Below are 17,621 nucleotides of genomic sequence, written 5' to 3' on the forward strand. Positions count from 1 at the left end.
CCACCACCCACGATTGAGTTAAGTGGAAAGGCTATTCAGGAGTCCCCGCGTAAATATCAAACCGATGCCCTTTCGTAACTACCGCGTTCGGCGTGGCGACATCCGCCAGCGGCGGTGCGTAATCCGGGCGCTTCACTACCACACGTTTAGTGGCTAGCTGACGCGCAGGCTCCAGCAGCCCATCCGCATCCAGGTCCGGCCCCACCAACGACTGAAACACCCGCATCTCTTTTTTCACCAGCGCGCTTTTCTGCTTATGCGGGAACATCGGGTCGAGGTACACCACCTGCGGACGCGGGGTGATATCGGTTAACGCCGTCAGGCTTGAGGCGTGGATCAGTTGTAAACGTTCCTGCAGCCACGGACCGATTTCCGGGTCAGCATACCCTCGCGCCAGGCCATCATCCAACAGCGCCGCCACGACCGGGTTACGTTCCAGCATTCGCACGCGGCAGCCTACTGAGGCCAGCACAAACGCATCGCGCCCCAGCCCTGCAGTCGCATCAACCACATCCGGCAGGTAATCGCCTTTAATGCCAACCGCCTTCGCCACCGCTTCGCCGCGACCACCGCCAAATTTGCGCCGATGGGCCATCGCACCGCCAACGAAATCCACGAAGATACCGCCGAGTTTGGGCTCATCACGTTTACGCAGTTCCAGATGTTCCGGTGTCATCACCAGCGCCATCAGGTTATCTTCATCGTGCGTAAGATTCCAGCGGGCGGCAAGAACAGATAAGGCGCCGTCTCCGGCGCCTGTTTCATCTACTAAGCAGATTTTCACGTGAATAATCAGCCTTTAATCCCGTAATGCTCCAGCATTGCATCCAGTTGCGGCTCACGGCCACGGAAGCGCTTGAACAGTTCCATCGGCTCTTCAGAACCACCACGGGTGAGAATGTTATCGAGGAACGATTGTCCGGTTTGACGGTTGAAAATCCCTTCATCTTCAAAGCGAGAGAATGCATCCGCCGCCAGCACGTCGGCCCACAGGTAGCTGTAGTAACCCGCCGCATAGCCACCAGCAAAAATGTGGCTGAAGGCATGCGGGAAGCGGCCCCACGTTGGGCCCTGCACCACGGCGACCTGCTTTTTAATTTCCGCCAGCGTTTCGAGGATTTTCGCCCCTTGCTGTGGGTTAAACTCCGCGTGCAGACGGAAATCAAACAGGCCAAACTCCAGTTGACGCAGAATAAACAGCGCCGCCTGGTAATTTTTCGCCGCCAGCATTTTATCCAGCAACTCCTTGGGCAGCGGCTCACCGGTCTCAAAGTGACCAGAGATAAATGCCAGCGCTTCGGGCTCCCAGCACCAGTTTTCCATAAACTGGCTCGGCAGTTCGACCGCATCCCACGGCACGCCGTTGATACCTGAAACACCGGCAGTTTCGATACGGGTCAGCATATGGTGCAGACCGTGGCCGAACTCGTGGAACAGGGTGATCACTTCATCGTGGGTAAACAGCGCGGGTTTGCCGTTCACCGGGCGGTTAAAGTTACAGGTCAGGTAGGCAACAGGCTTTTGCAGCGTACCGTCGGCTTTACGCATCTGGCCGACGCAGTCGTCCATCCACGCCCCGCCACGTTTATGTTCACGGGCATACAGGTCAAGATAGAAACTGCCGCGCAGTTCGTTGTTTTCGTCATACAGTTCGAAGAAACGTACTTCCGGGTGCCAGACGTCAACATCAGTGCGCTCTTTAGCGGTAATGCCGTAAATACGTTTAACCACTTCAAACAGGCCGTTAACGGCTTTGTTTTCCGGGAAGTATGGACGCAGCTGCTCGTCGCTGATGCTATAGAGGTGCTGTTTTTGTTTCTCGCTGTAGTAAGCGATATCCCACGGCTGCAGCTCATCGACACCAAATTCCGCTTTCGCGAAGGCGCGCAGTTGAGCCAGCTCTTTCTCGCCCTGAGGACGGGCACGTTTCGCCAGGTCGGTAAGGAAGTCGAGTACCTGCTGCGGGTTTTCCGCCATTTTGGTGGACAGAGATTTAAAAGCGTAGCTTTCAAAGCCCAGCAGCTGTGCCAGCTCGTGGCGCAGCGCGAGGATCTCTTCCATTATCGGGCTGTTGTCCCATTTACCAGCGTTTGGCCCCTGGTCAGACGCGCGAGTGGAGTAAGCGCGATACATCTCCTCACGCAGCCCCTGGTTATCACAGTAGGTCATCACCGGCAGGTAGCTTGGGATATCCAGCGTTAACAGGTAGCCTTCCTGCTGTTTAGCATCAGCCTGGGCTTTTGCAGCCGCCAGCGCGCTTTCCGGCATGCCGGAGAGTTCCGCTTCATCAGTCACCAGCTTAGTCCAGCCCATCGTGGCATCGAGGACGTTATTGCTGTAGAGATTGCCCAGCTCAGACAGGCGGGTGGCAATCTCACCATAGCGCAGCTGTTTTTCCTTCGGCAGACCAATACCAGAAAGCTCAAAATCGCGCAGCGCGTTATCGACCGCTTTTTTCTGTGCGGTGTTCAGGGTGGCGTAATGATCACCGTCACGCAAGTCGCGGTACGCTTTGTACAGACCTTCATGTTGCCCAACCCAGGTGCTGTATTCAGACAGCAGCGGCAGCGTTTGTTCGTAGGCTTCGCGCAATTCCGGGCTGTTTTTCACCGAGTTCAGGTGGCTAACCGGAGAGAAAATACGCCCCAGCACATCGTCAACTTCCGCCAACGGCTGGCAAAGATTTTCCCAGGTGTACGGCGCGCCCTGCGCAACCACTCGCTCAACGTTTTCGCGGCAATCGTTCAGCGCCTTAGTCACGGCAGGCACGACGTGCTCAGGCTGAATTTTAGAAAATGGCGGCAGTTCGAAGGGGGTCAGCAATGGATTGGTCATTAGCGCGGTCCTGTTGAAAAGAGTGAATGAAGCGCGTATCCGGCGCTGTGCATATTAATTTGTACAATGGGGTTAAGTGTAGAGGATTTCAATGCCAGGCGTTGCGCTTTCGCGGCAGTGACGACTTTTCTGTATACTGTGGCGATACGCTTTATTTTCGCCCGATATTGCGCTGTTTTCGGGCCTACGTTTATAACCTGGAACACGTTTACCCATGCTGAGTTATCGCCACAGTTATCACGCTGGCAACCACGCCGACGTCCTTAAACACACCGTCCAGAGCCTGATCATCGAATCGCTTAAAGAGAAAGAAAAACCGTTTCTCTATCTGGATACCCATGCTGGCGCAGGCCGTTATCAGCTGAGCAGTGAGCATGCCGAACGTACCGGTGAATATCTGGAAGGGATCGCCCGTATCTGGCAGCAGGACGATTTGCCTGCCGAACTGGAACCCTACATTGGCGTGGTGAAGCACTTCAACCGTAGCGGCCAGTTGCGCTACTACCCCGGCTCTCCGTTAATTGCTCGCCAGCTGCTGCGAGAACAGGACAGCCTGCAATTAACGGAACTGCACCCGAGCGACTTTCCTTTGCTGCGCGGCGAATTCCAGAAAGATGAGCGCGCACGCGTGGCCAAAGCCGATGGTTATCAGCAGCTAAAAGCAAAATTACCGCCGGTTTCCCGTCGCGGGCTGATCCTTATCGATCCCCCCTACGAAATCAAAAGCGACTACCAGGCGGTGGTGACCGGTATTAACGAAGGCTATAAGCGTTTCGCAACCGGCACCTATGCGCTGTGGTATCCGGTAGTTCTGCGCCAGCAAATCAAACGCATGATCCACGACCTGGAAGACACCGGTATCCGCAAAATTCTGCAGATTGAGCTGGCGGTGCGTCCGGACAGCGATCAGCGCGGCATGACGGCGTCCGGCATGATTGTAATAAACCCGCCGTGGAAGCTGGAGCAGCAGATGAACAGTGTCCTGCCGTGGTTGCACAGCAAACTGGTTCCGGCAGGAACCGGTCATACGTCGGTAAGCTGGATCGTGCCGGAGTAATCGCAGTCATCGGTGGAACCTTTTAATTTCAGGTATACAATCGCGAATATTTTGGCGGATGGCGTAACGCTTCTCCGCCCTACAATGAACATGAAGGAGCGGTCATGACCAAGCACTATGATTACATCGCTATTGGCGGCGGCAGCGGCGGTATTGCCTCCATTAACCGTGCAGCAATGTACGGCCAGAAATGCGCGCTGATTGAAGCCAAAGAGCTAGGGGGCACCTGCGTTAACGTTGGCTGCGTACCGAAAAAAGTGATGTGGCATGCCGCACAGGTCCGCGAAGCAATCCACATGTACGGGCCGGATTACGGTTTCGACACCACCATCAATAAGTTCGATTGGGATAAACTGATCGCCACGCGCACCGCTTATATTGATCGCATTCATACCTCGTACGACAACGTGCTGGGCAAAAATAATGTCGATGTGATTAAAGGCTTTGCCCGCTTTGTGGATGCCAAAACCATTGAAGTGAACGGTGAAACCATTACTGCCGATCATATTTTGATTGCTACCGGTGGTCGCCCGAGCCATCCGAGCATTCCGGGTGTGGAATACGGTATCGACTCCGACGGTTTCTTTGAGCTGCCCGCGCTGCCAAAACGCGTGGCCGTTGTTGGCGCAGGCTACATCGCCGTTGAACTGGCGGGCGTAATTAACGGTCTGGGCGCAGAAACGCATCTGTTCGTGCGTAAACACGCGCCGCTGCGCAGCTTCGACCCAATGATCGTCGACACGCTGGTTGAGGTGATGAACGCCGAAGGCCCGACTCTGCATACTCACGCGATACCAAAAGCGGTCGTTAAAAACGCTGATGGCAGCCTGACCCTGCAACTGGAAGATGGTCGTAGCGAAACGGTAGATTGCCTGATTTGGGCGATCGGTCGTGAACCTGCCACCGACAACTTCAACCTGGCGGTTACTGGCGTGAAAACCAACGAAAAAGGCTACATCGTCGTTGATAAATTCCAGAACACCAGCGTGCCGGGTATTTATGCCGTCGGCGATAACACCGGGGCCGTTGAGCTGACGCCGGTTGCCGTTGCCGCGGGCCGCCGTCTGTCCGAGCGTCTGTTTAACAACAAGCCGGACGAGCATCTGGACTACAGCAACATCCCGACCGTGGTCTTCAGCCATCCGCCTATTGGTACCGTGGGCCTGACCGAGCAGCAGGCTCGCGAACAGCACGGCGATGATCAGGTGAAAGTGTATAAATCATCGTTTACCGCGATGTATACCGCTGTCACCACCCACCGTCAGCCGTGCCGCATGAAGCTGGTTTGCGTCGGTCCGGAAGAGAAGATTGTCGGTATTCATGGCATTGGTTTTGGGATGGATGAAATGCTGCAAGGCTTCGCGGTCGCTCTGAAAATGGGCGCAACCAAGAAAGACTTTGATAACACCGTTGCCATTCACCCAACGGCATCTGAAGAGTTCGTGACCATGCGTTAATCGCGCTTCAGGAATGTTAAAGGGCAAAGAGGGGTTAGCTCTTTGCCCTTAGTTACGTTTCCGCTATCAGTTCAGCAGTTGCAGCAGATAGCGGATCAGCTCCAGCAACGCGATTAACGCTCCCAGAACGATGATTGCTTTATCAATCACCCGTTTTCTCCATCAGATGGAGTGAGAATGCATCCGCTTACTCATCCATTGCCTGTCACGGCGCATGTCCCAGTGTTAGATGATGGAACTCTCACTTCGGCCAGAACCACCAACTCGGGCTGAAGCGTAAAAAAACCGACGTGAAGTCGGTTTTTTTACGTCCGAATCTGGACCACAGAGAAATTATTTACCCTGCATATACGGTGTATATACCCCATTAAGGCTTTCGAGGAATGCCACGATATCGTCGATATCTTCCTGCGGCAGTTCTTTACCCACCTGATAACGCAGCATCAGTTTTACCGCGCCGTCGAGCGTAGGCACATCACCGCGATGGAAATAAGGCGCAGTCAGCGCAACGTTACGCAATCCAGGGACTTTCTGACGCAGCTTGTCACGTAATTCATTGGTGACGTTCATGCGGCCAATATCTGCAGCAGTGACCTCGCCGAAATTAAAGTCCTTTTTCAAACCCAATGGCTCAAATGAACGTCCGCCTAAAATAATACCGCCATGACAGGTCGCGCACTTATTATCTTTAAACAACTGATAGCCATGTTTTTGCTGAGCGGTTAAGGCCGCTTCATCACCACGCAGCCATTTATCAAACGGCGAATTTGGCGTAATCAGCGTTTTCTCAAACTCAGCAATCGCATCGGTAATATTATCCCCACTGAATCCCTGCGGATAAACGGCAATGAACTCTTGCTTAAGTTGCGGATCCTTGTCCAGTTTCTGGATAATTTCATCCCAGGATTTTGACGCCATTTCGATAGGGTTCAACGGTGGGCCACCGGCCTGCGCCTGCAGTGTTGGCGCACGGCCATCCCAGAATTGCTCAACGTTAAAGACCGAGTTAAATACCGTTGGCGCATTGATAGGGCCAACCGCGCCGCCTACACCGATTGACGTTTTCCGGCCATCCACGCCGCCCGCATTCAGGGCGTGACAGTGCGCACAAGAAATCGTGCTGTCGCCGGAAATACGCGGGTCATGGTAAAGCGTAAAACCAAGCGCTACTTTGCGGGCATCGGTCGGGATGCTTTCCGGTATCGGCTGTACAGGTTCATTACGATGCTGCGTGGCAGTATCGTTACTGGCGTAGTACTGCTCACGCTGTTTCGCAATCCAGCCCAGGATCTCTGCTCGCTCCGTATCGCTTACTTTGCCAGCCCAGTGCAGTGCGGTATAACGCGTCGGCGGCATGGTCTCGTACTGCATCACCCACTCAATTTTATTCAGATCGCTTTGCGAAACGGGTTTATCCGCGACCAGCGCCGCACGAACGGCCTCCAGATTGAATGATTTGTATCCCAGTTGAATATCGTAATTCATCAACTGCTTAGCGACGGGAAAAGAAGAATAGAAAGGTAATTCAGCCGAAGGAGTGTGACAATAATCGCATCCTTTTTCACGTAAGAACCCTAGTACTTTATTATTTTCTTCCAGCGTAGAGGCCTGAACATCAGCCTGTTTACTCCGTTGATTATCGTGATACCACACATAACCGGATAATCCAAAATAACAAATCGCGACGCCAGCTATGGCAATCACGGTAAGACGGGTAATGATTTTCATTATTTTACCCTCACCGTTGTGAGTTATTGTGACCCAGAAAATTAGAATAATTAATAGACAGTCTTTGTCAGACCTGACCATCATAGGAAATGAGGGGATTACTATTTTGATAAGTATCAAGCAATTACATGGAGGAGAACTATCGATAGAATAGCCTGTGCCTATTATAGAGTTAAACGTTACCAGGTTGTGTTCACACCTCGTTGCAATCGAATGTTCTGAAAATGGAATATCCTCAGGTTGTGCAGAATTCGGAATTCTGCATTATTTTCATTGGGATAGATTTACTTTTTGGATATTGCGCAGCACTAAAATGTGATCGACCGCACGCTTTACTCACCAGATACCGAAGCGAATGTCTACGCTTAATTGACGAGCGGGCAATAGCCTTAATCTTTCAACGTCCATCGGAGGTCTTTCGCATTATGCTCAACCAGAAACTACCCCACGCCCCTTCTGAAGAAATGACGATCGACATCGATCTGCTTTATGAAATGGATCCGTGCGAGTTAAAGCTGGATGAAATGATTGAGGCGGAGCCTGAACCAGAGATGATTGAAGGGTTACCCGCCTCAGATGCGTTAACTCCCGCCGATCGTTACCTCGAGCTGTTCGAACACGTTCAGTCGTCGAAACTGTTTGCCGATAGCAAAACCTTCCCCGACTGTGCGCCGAAAATGGATCCGCTGGATATTTTGATCCGCTATCGCAAGGTTAAACGCCACCGCGACTTTGATCTGCGACGCTTCGTCGAGAACCACTTCTGGCTCCCGGAAACGCCCTCCAGTGAATATGTTTCTGACCCGGCAAATTCGCTGAAAGAGCATATCGATCAACTGTGGCCGGTGCTGACGCGCGAACCACAGGATCACATTCCCTGGTCCTCGCTGCTGGCGTTACCGCAGTCATATATTGTGCCCGGCGGGCGTTTTAGTGAAACCTACTACTGGGATTCCTACTTCACCATGCTGGGTCTGGCGGAGAGCGGTCGCGAAGATCTGCTGAAATGTATGGCGGATAACTTTGCCTGGATGATTGAAAACTATGGTCACATCCCGAACGGTAACCGTACTTACTACCTGAGTCGCTCGCAGCCGCCGGTCTTTGCGCTAATGGTCGAACTGTTTGAAGAGGATGGCGTACGCGGCGCACGTCGTTACCTTGATCATCTAAAAATGGAGTACGCGTTCTGGATGGATGGCGCAGATTCCCTGGTACTCAACCAGGCCTACCGTCACGTGATCAGAATGTCGGACGGCTCCCTGCTCAACCGCTATTGGGACGATCGTGATACGCCACGCGATGAGTCGTGGCTTGAAGACGTCGAGACCGCCAAGCATTCGGGTCGCCCACCCAATGAAGTGTATCGGGATTTGCGCGCGGGCGCGGCCTCCGGCTGGGATTACTCCTCGCGCTGGCTACGCGATGCAGGCCGTCTTGCCAGCATACGCACCACTCAGTTCATCCCTATTGACCTGAACGCGTTCCTCTACAAGCTGGAAAGCACTATCGCCAATATTTCCGCACTGAAAGGCGACAAAGAAACTGAAGCGCAGTTTCGCCAGAAAGCCAATGACCGCCGCGATGCGGTGAATCGCTATCTCTGGGACGATGAAAACGGCTGCTATCGCGATTACGACTGGCGGCGCGAACAAATGGCCCTGTTCTCTGCCGCCAGTATTGTGCCGCTGTATGTCGGCATGGCAACGCATGAACAAGCCGACCGACTTGCCAATGCGGTCCGCAGTCGCCTGCTAACCCCCGGAGGGATTTTAGCCACAGAGCATGAAACGGGTGAGCAATGGGATAAACCCAACGGCTGGGCGCCGCTGCAGTGGATGGCGATCCAGGGTTTTAAACTTTACGGCGACGACCATCTCGGGGATGAAATTGCCCGTAACTGGTTGAAAACGGTGAATCTCTTTTATCAGGAACACCACAAGCTTATCGAAAAATACCACATCGCCGACGCCGCGCCGCGTGAAGGCGGCGGCGGAGAATATCCGTTGCAGGACGGCTTTGGCTGGACCAATGGCGTGGTGCGCCGACTCATCGGTCTGTATGGCGAACCCTAGCAGCTGACGGTCTGAATTATCAGACCGTCAGTTAATCGCATCGTACAGTTCGGCGTGAATTTTCTGCCATTTCTTGTTCTCTGGGCTTGGCTGCGCGCGAACGCGTAGCTCGGCCTGTTCAAGGTCATACTGCTGACGCGCGACAACCGCCGGCACCGAACAAAAACTTTGCAGATAGCTTTTATGCAGCGATGTGAGTGACGCCCCATTCGCCATCGCATGGCTGACCGTGGTCATAAACTGCCGACATGGCTTACTCTCACTCATCTGCGAAGGGTAACGCAGCAGCAGCCTCAACACCTCGGTATTGCCTGCCGAGAATGCCTGCTCCGTCCACGCCAGCTTCCAGTCCATCCCGCCCTGCAGGAAAAGTGACGTCACACGGGTGTCGTTGCGCTCGATAGCCGCGCGCATGTTAAAGGCATCCCAGGTGATGCCCATTCGGGTCACCGACTCCCGCGCACCAGGGGCATCACGCCGTGGCTCCTCCTGCACGATTTCAACGGATAGCCCGGAAGACGCTTGTGGCGCTGGCGAAGTGAATAACCAGAACGCGCCCAGCGAAATCACCAGCACCATCACGCCGACCGCTACCCACAACATGCCGGAAATCAGCTGTTCACGTTCTTCCGCCGTGCGCCTGGCCCGCTTCTCCGGCGGATCGATACTGTCTGCGATTTCCTGTTTATCGCCCCCTGCCTGCTCGTCTTTTTGCTTTGCGTTTTCCCAAAACTGGCGAACCGTCGCCTCATCGGACTCCATATACGACGCAGGATTAATGCGCGTACGCCGTTCTTCAAATGCCCGCTGCACAGGGTGAGTAATCTGTCGGTACTGGCAATCCAGCAACAGCAGTTGTACTGAGGTTAGCGGTTGCTGCGCGATAACGCAGTTACGGGCCACGCGGCAGTCATCCAGGAACATCCTCAGCGTGATACGTGGCTCAACAAACGACATGAGCACCGAGGTATCGTTAAAAATCTCGCTAAAATGCCGAACGAATAACTTCTTATCGACAACCATCAGCGCCAGTTCGCTAAACATCATGCCGTCCAGCGCGTCCCGACTTTCGCCCAGCTTTAACCAGCGACGCAGACGTTCACCGCCAAAGTGCTGTTTCAGGAAGCTGTTGAGCGGATGTTGATCCGGCCATACCCGCGCAATCAGGGATTTGAGGGTTAATTCTATTGCGCGAAGCTGACGCTGCGCCCGCATCTGCGCATCCGGCTCTGCACGTTCAATCTCGGTTGGATACTTCAGGAGGGGCTGTTGCTGGCGCAACTGTTCCAGAGAAGCGACAAAGCGCAGCGCAGAAATCAGCTGGTTTTCACTGACGTCCTGGCCATTTTCATATTGCGGCACGCTCTGCTGAAGATGGCGTAGCCGCAACGTGAACTGACTCAATTGCGCGTCATTCATCTGCAACCGCCTGGCGACAACGCCCCAACCTCCCAGATTCAATCGCGCCTGGTCAAGCTGCTCGAGAAACCAGCGTGGATCTTTACCCTCTGCGACGCGCACGCCAAGCATCAGCAAAATTTCTACCGAGGCCTGCCGGATTATCCCCAAACAATGTTCGAAGGGTGTACATGTCGCCTGTAACGCGCTATTGGTCATTATCTTCCCTAAAAGGACCCAAAAAGTGCGGCCTCACAATGGTGTGTAGTTATCTTTTTTAAATGCAGCGCTGTGCCGCCACAGACTAAAACACATTCATATAGCAAATAAATATGTTTTACAGTGACTTCCACACAATCATTGAAAATTATTCTGGAGATAAGCCTGTGCCTGTACTGAAAACCTCGCGTTTGATCTGCCGCCCGCTCACACATGACGACTGGGCGTTTTTCTTAACGTTACAGCAGAACGCAGATGTGATGCGCTTTGTCGCTGACTCGCGTACCGAAGAGGAGATACGGACAGTCTTTGACTCCCGCTTGCCTGAATGGTCTCCCGGCAGTCCACACTGGCTGTGCCTGGTCCTGTGCGATAAGGCATCGGGCGTACCGCTTGGGGTAACCGGATATATTCAGGATAAAAATGAATGTGCCGAGGTCGGCTTTCTGCTTACTCCCGAGGCGCAGGGAAAAGGTTATGGCGCTGAATCCCTGCATGCCGTTTGCGAGTATGCGTTTACCGCCGGAGGACTACGCCGACTGACGGCCTGCGTCACCGCAGGAAACGATGCCTCACGGCGTCTACTGGAAAAGGTCGGGTTCATTCTCGAAGGCACGCTGCGAGAAAGCTACTGGCTACATCAAACCTGGCATGATGACTGGATTTTCGGCCTGTTAAAACAGGAATATCAGCCACCCGCGCCATCAGGCGTTTTGCTGTAAAAAATGGCTGGATGGCGGCTGGCGTAACGGGGTGTGTTTCTTAAAATAGGTCTCTTTGTACAGAGATTATTATGCCGCTGCATTCGACGCATTTCACGCCCGCCTGTATCGCATTTATTAAGCAATGGCAGGGCCTGTCGCTGGAAAAGTATCAGGACAAAAAGGGGATCTGGGTCATTGGCTACGGGCACGAAATCACCGCAGATGAATCCTTTGATGCCCCAATTATGCTGATGCAAGCCGAAACATTGCTGCTCGCGGATATAAATATCTGCGAGGCATTCATCCATAAGGAAATGCCGCAAATACAAGATCGGTTTCAACAGGAAGCGTTAATTGCATGGATGCTCAGCGTGGGGATTAGCCGGTTTTGCACTGCTGAATTCTGGCCGTGGGCTATTTCACAGCCAGAAACAGTCTGACTGTGAAATATTTTCCCATTATAGGGTGTCGTTTAGCATCATTGCCGCCTGCGTACGGTTTTTTACCTCCAGGCGCTGATACAGCGATTCAAGATGGGCTTTTACCGTTCCAGTGCTGATATTTAATAATCGACCAATTTGTTTATTAGATTCTCCGGCGGCCAGCATCGTCAGAATCTCCCGCTGACGCGCGCTGAGCAATCTGATATTTTGCCCGCCACATTCGGTCGCTGTGATGCAATCTCTGGGGATAAACATCATACCTATCGCGACGCTATTGAGTGCCAGCGTGAAGGTTTCCGCATCAGAATCGCGCGGAACAATGGCCAGCACGTTTAATTGCGTGACTTCCTGTAGCCATTTTTTACGGCAGTCCGTTGCGGTTACCAGCACTTTTACCTTCGCAAAGCGCGCTGCTATCTGTTGCAGCAAGCTACGGCAGAACTCAGCGTCAAAATCTCCATCCAGCATTACCAGTGCATCAGGATTGTCTTCCAGCGTCCGCCAAAGATCATCTGCCTGACTGACACCCTGAACATTCACTCCTGGAATACGCTCTTGCAAAATTACATTCATTCCATGAATAAATATTGACTGCCTGTCAAACATTATTAACTGCATTATTTATCTCCGTCTGAATAAGATATTAGCCTTAACACGCGGAAGGGTATTATCCGAGGGGCAAAATATGAAGTCACCATTTGGCGGAGGCTATTTTACCGATAGACGGAGAAGAAAGAAGCAGACGTTATAAATAGTTACAGCTGAAACCAAAGAATCACACAAAGGATCAAAATCGGGGTCAAATATTCAGAAAATCCTCAATATTTGATGTTCAAACCTGGATTACTAATATTAATAATCCGGAGTTTATATTCTTAGCTAAAAATAAGGAACTCAAGATAACAGACAAATATGTTACAAAACAAAATATCGCATTAAATGATCATTCGGGCATGAGAATGGGGAGGTGATCATGGTTTCTGATGCAACAAATCCACTCCCGAAGAAGAATGAACTCTTCAGAACGTTTATCCCCGATCTCTTTCAGCACCGCGATTGCGGTATCAGATTCCAAATAATACCGGCAAACGCCATCAGCTATATTTTGACCTCTGATAGCGCGCCAGTTTTCTATTGCTCAAAAGGCTAAGTAAGAGGCGGTCGATTACAGGAACATCCCGCCAGAGACTTCGATACGCTGTGCCGTCATCCAGGCCAGCTCATCGCTGAGCAACGCAGCAATGGCGTCGCCAATATCGTCCGGTAACCCAACACGCCCCAGCGCCGTCTGCGATGCAATGTAGGCATTCAATTGCGCATTATCCCGCACGTTTCCGCCGCTAAAATCCGTCTCGATTGCCCCTGGCGCAATAATATTCGCCGTAATGCCGCGCTCTCCCAGCTCTTTCGCCTGGTAACGGGTTAACACCTCCATCGCCCCTTTCATGGCAGCGTAAGCGCTGTAACCCGGTAGCGCAAAGCGCGACAATCCGGTCGAGACATTAAGAATGCGTCCGCCGTTGTTGATCAGCGCCAGCAGGTTCTGTGTCAGGAAAAAAGGTCCTTTAAAATGGATGTCCAAAAGCTGGTCAAATTGCGCCTCAGTGAACGCCGGATACGGTGCGTTAATGCCAACTCCGGCATTGTTCAATAAATAATCAAAGGTGTCGCTTTGCCAGTGCGTTTGTAGGGTTTCCTGCACCTGTTGGACAAACTGAGGGAAAGTGGAAATATTTCCGACGTTCAACGGTAATGCTGCAGCTTTACCGCCAGATTGGCGAATTTCATCCACAACCTGCTGCGCTTCTTTTTCATTGCTGTTCCACGTCAGGATGACACCAATGCCTTTACTCGCCAGCTTTAGCGCCGCGTTTTTACCGAGTCCACGGCCGCCGCCGGTCACCAATGCGATACGTTGCGTCATAAGAAACCTCATTTCAGGTGTTGTGAAGATTGAGACAAAGCTTATTAGGTGGTAGAAAAACAATAAATACCGCTTACTGCGCATTACTGTTTCATTTAGAACAACAATAGGGCATGAGAATGGATAAAATTCACGCAATGCAGTTGTTCATCCGCGTCGCAGAACTGGAGAGCTTTTCGCGCGCGGCAGACACCCTCGGACTTCCTAAAGGTAGCGTATCGCGTCAAATCCAGGCCCTGGAAAATCACCTGGGCACACAGTTGTTGCACCGCACAACCCGCCGCGTTCAGCTCACGCAAGACGGCATGATCTATTACGAACGAGCGAAAGATTTGTTGAGCAATCTCGATGAACTGGATGGGCTATTCCATCACGACCCGGCCAGCATCAGCGGCAAGCTGCGCGTCGATATGCCGGTTGGCGTGGCGAGAAATCTGGTGATGCCCCGTTTACCGGCCTTCTTGCATCAGTATCCGGGGCTTGAGCTCGAACTTAGCAGCAGCGACCGCCTGGTGGACTTGATCCGCGAAGGCTTCGACTGTGTGGTACGCGTGGGAACGCTGAAAGATTCAGGGCTGATTGCGCGCCCGCTGGGGAAACTCACGCAGATTAACTGCGCCAGCCCGCAATACCTCGCCCGCTTTGGTTATCCGGAAAGCCTGGAGGATTTAGCCTCGCATGCGGTGGTGCACTACTCAGTCAATTTGGGAACGCGTGCGCAAGGCTTTGAAGTGGCGACAGACAACGGTTCTAAATGGGTTAAAACCGGCGGCATGCTGACGGTGAACAGTACCGAAACGTATCATGCGGCATGTCTTGCCGGTCTGGGCATTATTCAGGTACCGCGCGTGGGCGTGCGTGATGCCCTGCGCGCCGGTACGCTGATTGAAGTATTGCCGCAATATCGCGCCGAACCATTACCGGTTTCATTGCTCTATCCGCATCGCCGTAACCTCTCCCGCCGCGTACATCTGTTTATGGAATGGCTGACCGGCGTGATGAAAGACTATGTGGACTGACAAGCTATACTGTCCTGAGAATGAACAGAACAAGGATTACTGCCCTGATGACGCAGGAAAAAGAGATTAAACGCCCCATTCAGGAACTTGAGCACGCACCAATCCCAAAAATTGAGACCCTGGAGCGTAAAAAGACAGAAACCAACGGTAAGACCAACCAGGCGCTGAAAACCGCCCTGACCTTCGCCGATAAAATTCAACGCCAGCCCATGATTGCCCATCTGATTCGCGCCGCGGAGAGATTTAACGATCGTATGGGAAATCAGTTTGGCGCCGCCATTACCTACTTCTCGTTTCTGTCGATGATCCCTATCCTGATGGTGTCGTTTGCCGCCGCGGGTTTTATTCTCGCTTCGCACCCTACGCTGTTGCAGGATATCTTCAGCAAAATCCTGCTCAACGTCAGCGATCCGACGCTCGCCTCCACGCTGAAAAACACCATCAATACCGCCGTTCAGCAACGCACCACCGTCGGTCTGGTGGGTCTTGCCATCGCGCTCTATTCCGGAATTAACTGGATGGGAAACCTGCGCGAAGCTATTCGTGCCCAGTCGCGGGATGTCTGGGAGCGGACCCCACAGGATCAGGAAAAAATTTGGGTCAAATATCTGCGTGATTTTGTCTCATTGATTGGCTTACTGATTGCGCTGATTGTTACGCTGTCCATTACCTCCATCGCCGGTTCGGCCCAGCAGATGATTATCTCTGCGCTGTATCTCGACGGCATCGAATGGCTGAAGCCCGCCTGGCGACTGATCGGCCTGACCATCTCTATTTTCGCCAACTACTTGCTGTTCTTCTGGATTTTCTGGCGGCTACCGCGTCACCGACCGCGCAAAAAAGCGCTCATTCGCGGCACGTTTATCGCGGCACTGGGGTTTGAAGTCATCAAAATGATCATGACGTACACGCTGCCATCACTGGTGCAATCGCCGTCAGGCGCGGCGTTTGGTTCCGTACTTGGACTGATGGCGTTCTTCTACTTCTTCGCCCGTCTGACTCTGTTTTGCGCTGCCTGGATTGCCACAGCGGAGTACAAAGACGACCCGCGTATGCCGGGGAAAACCCACCGCTAATCTTTGTTAACTGCCGGATAACGCTGCGCTTATCCGGCCAACCCAATGCTTACGTCGAAATCCTGCGCATTATCAGAATTAAAATCCAGCCCGTAACTTTTGTTTAACCAAAAACCAGTTTTATCATCCAAGTTTTAAATTATGTGAAGCATTTCATGGAAGTGAAATCTCCAGCCTAAAAATTATCCCCTTTTTGCTCTATTTTTGACCGATAGCAAGGTTTGTTACAGATTGAAATGTCTCTTTTGCTGTGCGTAATATGACCTTTCGTTCGACCCAAAATAAGAAAATATTATGCAAGCAACAGCCACAACGCTCGACAACGAACAGGAACACACCCCGGTCAACTCGCGCAATAAAGTCGTCGTCGCCTCACTCATTGGCACTGCCATTGAGTTCTTCGACTTCTATATCTACGCCACCGCCGCGGTGATCGTGTTCCCCCATATCTTCTTCCCGCAGGGGGATCCGACCGCGGCAACGCTGCAGTCCCTTGCCACCTTTGCTATCGCCTTTGTGGCACGACCTATCGGTTCTGCTGTGTTCGGGCATTTTGGCGATCGCGTAGGGCGTAAAGTCACGCTGGTTGCCTCACTGCTCACTATGGGGATCTCGACGGTTGTCATTGGCCTGCTGCCGGGCTATGAAACTATCGGTATTTTCGCCCCGCTGCTGCTGGCGCTGGCGCGTTTTGGTCAGGGTTTAGGACTGGGCGGTGAATGGGGCGGCGCGGCGTTACTGGCGACGGAAAACGCACCGCCGCGTAAACGCGCGCTGTACGGATCATTCCCGCAGTTGGGCGCACCTATCGGCTTCTTCTTCGCCAACGGCACTTTCCTGCTGCTCTCCTGGCTGCTGACTGATGAGCAGTTTATGAGCTGGGGCTGGCGCGTACCGTTCATCTTCTCTGCGGTGCTGGTGATTATCGGTCTGTACGTTCGCGTTTCGCTGCATGAATCCCCGGTCTTTGCCAAAGTGGCTGCGGCGAAAAAACAGGTGAAAATCCCGCTGGGTACCCTGCTGACAAAACATGTCCGCGTGACGATCCTCGGCACGTTCATCATGCTGGCGACCTATACGCTGTTCTATATCATGACCGTCTATTCCATGACGTTCAGCACCGCCGCGGCGCCTGTAGGGCTTGGCCTGCCGCGTAATGAAGTGTTGTGGATGCTGATGATGGCGGTTATTGGCTTTGGCGTCATGGTGCCGGTGGCGGGCCTGCTGGCCGATGCGTTTGGTCGTCGCAAGAGCATGCTCATCATCACCACGCTTATTATTCTGTTTGCGCTGTTTGCCTTTAAACCGCTGCTCGGCTCTGGCAATCCGGTGCTGGTGTTCGCCTTCCTGTTGCTTGGTTTGAGCCTGATGGGTTTGACATTTGGTCCGATGGGCGCGCTACTGCCGGAGCTGTTCCCGACCGAAGTGCGCTACACGGGGGCGTCGTTCTCGTACAACGTTTCGTCGATTCTTGGTGCTTCCGTTGCCCCTTACATTGCCGCATGGCTGCAGGCGAATTACGGCCTGGCGGCGGTCGGTACGTATCTGGCATCAATGGCGGCGTTAACGCTGATTGCGCTGCTGTTAACCCACGAAACCCGCCATCAGTCATTGTGATTTTTTGGCTGTAACCACCGTCTGCGGCCTACGTTGAGCATGAAATGTAGGCCGCAGAAGCGAAGCGTT

At 52.8% G+C, this 17,621-nt stretch carries 15 protein-coding genes; 8 read left to right on the forward strand and 7 right to left on the reverse strand.

The features are described from left to right. Nucleotides 1-31: 31 nt before the first annotated feature. Nucleotides 32-784, reverse strand: a complete 753-nt coding sequence (gene rsmJ / locus ABIE10_RS18475; protein ID WP_101700420.1) for a 16S rRNA (guanine(1516)-N(2))-methyltransferase RsmJ — start codon at nt 782-784, stop codon at nt 32-34. An 8-nt stretch (nt 785-792) separates the two neighbouring features. Next, on the reverse strand, nt 793-2,835 hold the full coding sequence (gene prlC, locus ABIE10_RS18480) for an oligopeptidase A (protein WP_429156557.1): 2,043 nt from the start codon (nt 2,833-2,835) through the stop codon (nt 793-795). Nucleotides 2,836-3,049: 214 nt separating this feature from the next. Here prlC and ABIE10_RS18485 point away from each other — a divergent pair, with 214 nt between their 5' ends. Then, nucleotides 3,050-3,892 carry a 23S rRNA (adenine(2030)-N(6))-methyltransferase RlmJ gene (locus tag ABIE10_RS18485; protein WP_016154881.1) on the forward strand — a complete coding sequence of 281 codons (843 nt, stop codon included), beginning with the start codon at nt 3,050-3,052 and terminating at the stop codon, nt 3,890-3,892. 104 nt (nt 3,893-3,996) lie between these two features. Then, nucleotides 3,997-5,349: a glutathione-disulfide reductase gene (gene gorA / locus ABIE10_RS18490; protein ID WP_016154882.1), complete on the forward strand. Its 1,353-nt coding sequence runs from the start codon at nt 3,997-3,999 to the stop codon at nt 5,347-5,349. Nucleotides 5,350-5,415: 66 nt separating this feature from the next. On the opposite strand, the gene dinQ is transcribed toward gorA, so the two are convergent. Both dinQ and ABIE10_RS18500 read right to left on the reverse strand, forming a co-directional pair. Next, nucleotides 5,416-5,499: a damage-inducible type I toxin DinQ gene (dinQ, locus tag ABIE10_RS18495; RefSeq protein ID WP_003837776.1), complete on the reverse strand. Its 84-nt coding sequence runs from the start codon at nt 5,497-5,499 to the stop codon at nt 5,416-5,418. A gap of 183 nt (nt 5,500-5,682) precedes the next feature. Further along, nucleotides 5,683-7,077, reverse strand: a complete 1,395-nt coding sequence (locus tag ABIE10_RS18500; protein WP_016157700.1) for a cytochrome-c peroxidase — start codon at nt 7,075-7,077, stop codon at nt 5,683-5,685. A 425-nt stretch (nt 7,078-7,502) separates the two neighbouring features. Here ABIE10_RS18500 and ABIE10_RS18505 point away from each other — a divergent pair, with 425 nt between their 5' ends. After that, the gene (locus ABIE10_RS18505; protein ID WP_016154885.1) at nt 7,503-9,152 is read left to right on the forward strand and encodes an alpha,alpha-trehalase; all 1,650 of its coding nucleotides are present in this window, start codon (nt 7,503-7,505) and stop codon (nt 9,150-9,152) included. Nucleotides 9,153-9,179: 27 nt separating this feature from the next. Here the strand turns inward: ABIE10_RS18505 and ABIE10_RS18510 are convergent, their stop codons facing one another. Next, nucleotides 9,180-10,769, reverse strand: coding sequence for an STY4199 family HEPN domain-containing protein (locus ABIE10_RS18510; protein WP_429156562.1), 1,590 nt, complete (start codon nt 10,767-10,769; stop codon nt 9,180-9,182). Between the two features lie 167 nt (nt 10,770-10,936). On the opposite strand from ABIE10_RS18510, the gene ABIE10_RS18515 reads away from it, so the two are divergent. Further along, on the forward strand, nt 10,937-11,491 hold the full coding sequence (locus ABIE10_RS18515; protein ID WP_103766977.1) for a GNAT family N-acetyltransferase: 555 nt from the start codon (nt 10,937-10,939) through the stop codon (nt 11,489-11,491). Nucleotides 11,492-11,562: 71 nt separating this feature from the next. Continuing rightward, nucleotides 11,563-11,913, forward strand: coding sequence for a glycoside hydrolase family protein (locus ABIE10_RS18520; RefSeq protein WP_103766978.1), 351 nt, complete (start codon nt 11,563-11,565; stop codon nt 11,911-11,913). 18 nt (nt 11,914-11,931) lie between these two features. Here ABIE10_RS18520 and ABIE10_RS18525 read toward each other — a convergent pair whose 3' ends face one another. Continuing rightward, on the reverse strand, nt 11,932-12,534 hold the full coding sequence (locus ABIE10_RS18525) for a helix-turn-helix transcriptional regulator (protein ID WP_047501367.1): 603 nt from the start codon (nt 12,532-12,534) through the stop codon (nt 11,932-11,934). Nucleotides 12,535-13,081: 547 nt separating this feature from the next. Beyond that, the gene (locus ABIE10_RS18530) at nt 13,082-13,840 is read right to left on the reverse strand and encodes an SDR family NAD(P)-dependent oxidoreductase (protein WP_181629638.1); all 759 of its coding nucleotides are present in this window, start codon (nt 13,838-13,840) and stop codon (nt 13,082-13,084) included. A gap of 119 nt (nt 13,841-13,959) precedes the next feature. On the opposite strand from ABIE10_RS18530, the gene ABIE10_RS18535 reads away from it, so the two are divergent. From ABIE10_RS18535 to ABIE10_RS18545, 3 genes are all read left to right on the forward strand, one after another. Beyond that, on the forward strand, nt 13,960-14,859 hold the full coding sequence (locus tag ABIE10_RS18535) for a LysR family transcriptional regulator (RefSeq protein ID WP_247799344.1): 900 nt from the start codon (nt 13,960-13,962) through the stop codon (nt 14,857-14,859). A gap of 47 nt (nt 14,860-14,906) precedes the next feature. Then, nucleotides 14,907-15,935, forward strand: coding sequence for an inner membrane protein YhjD (yhjD, locus tag ABIE10_RS18540; RefSeq protein WP_204566500.1), 1,029 nt, complete (start codon nt 14,907-14,909; stop codon nt 15,933-15,935). Nucleotides 15,936-16,229: 294 nt separating this feature from the next. Next, entirely contained in the window at nt 16,230-17,552 is a 1,323-nt protein-coding gene (locus ABIE10_RS18545; protein WP_003023312.1) for an MFS transporter, read from the forward strand. The last annotated feature ends 69 nt before the right edge of the window (nt 17,553-17,621 follow it).

This window comes from Citrobacter sp. 506, assembly GCF_050434985.1.
GTDB classification, from domain to species: domain Bacteria; phylum Pseudomonadota; class Gammaproteobacteria; order Enterobacterales; family Enterobacteriaceae; genus Citrobacter; species Citrobacter braakii.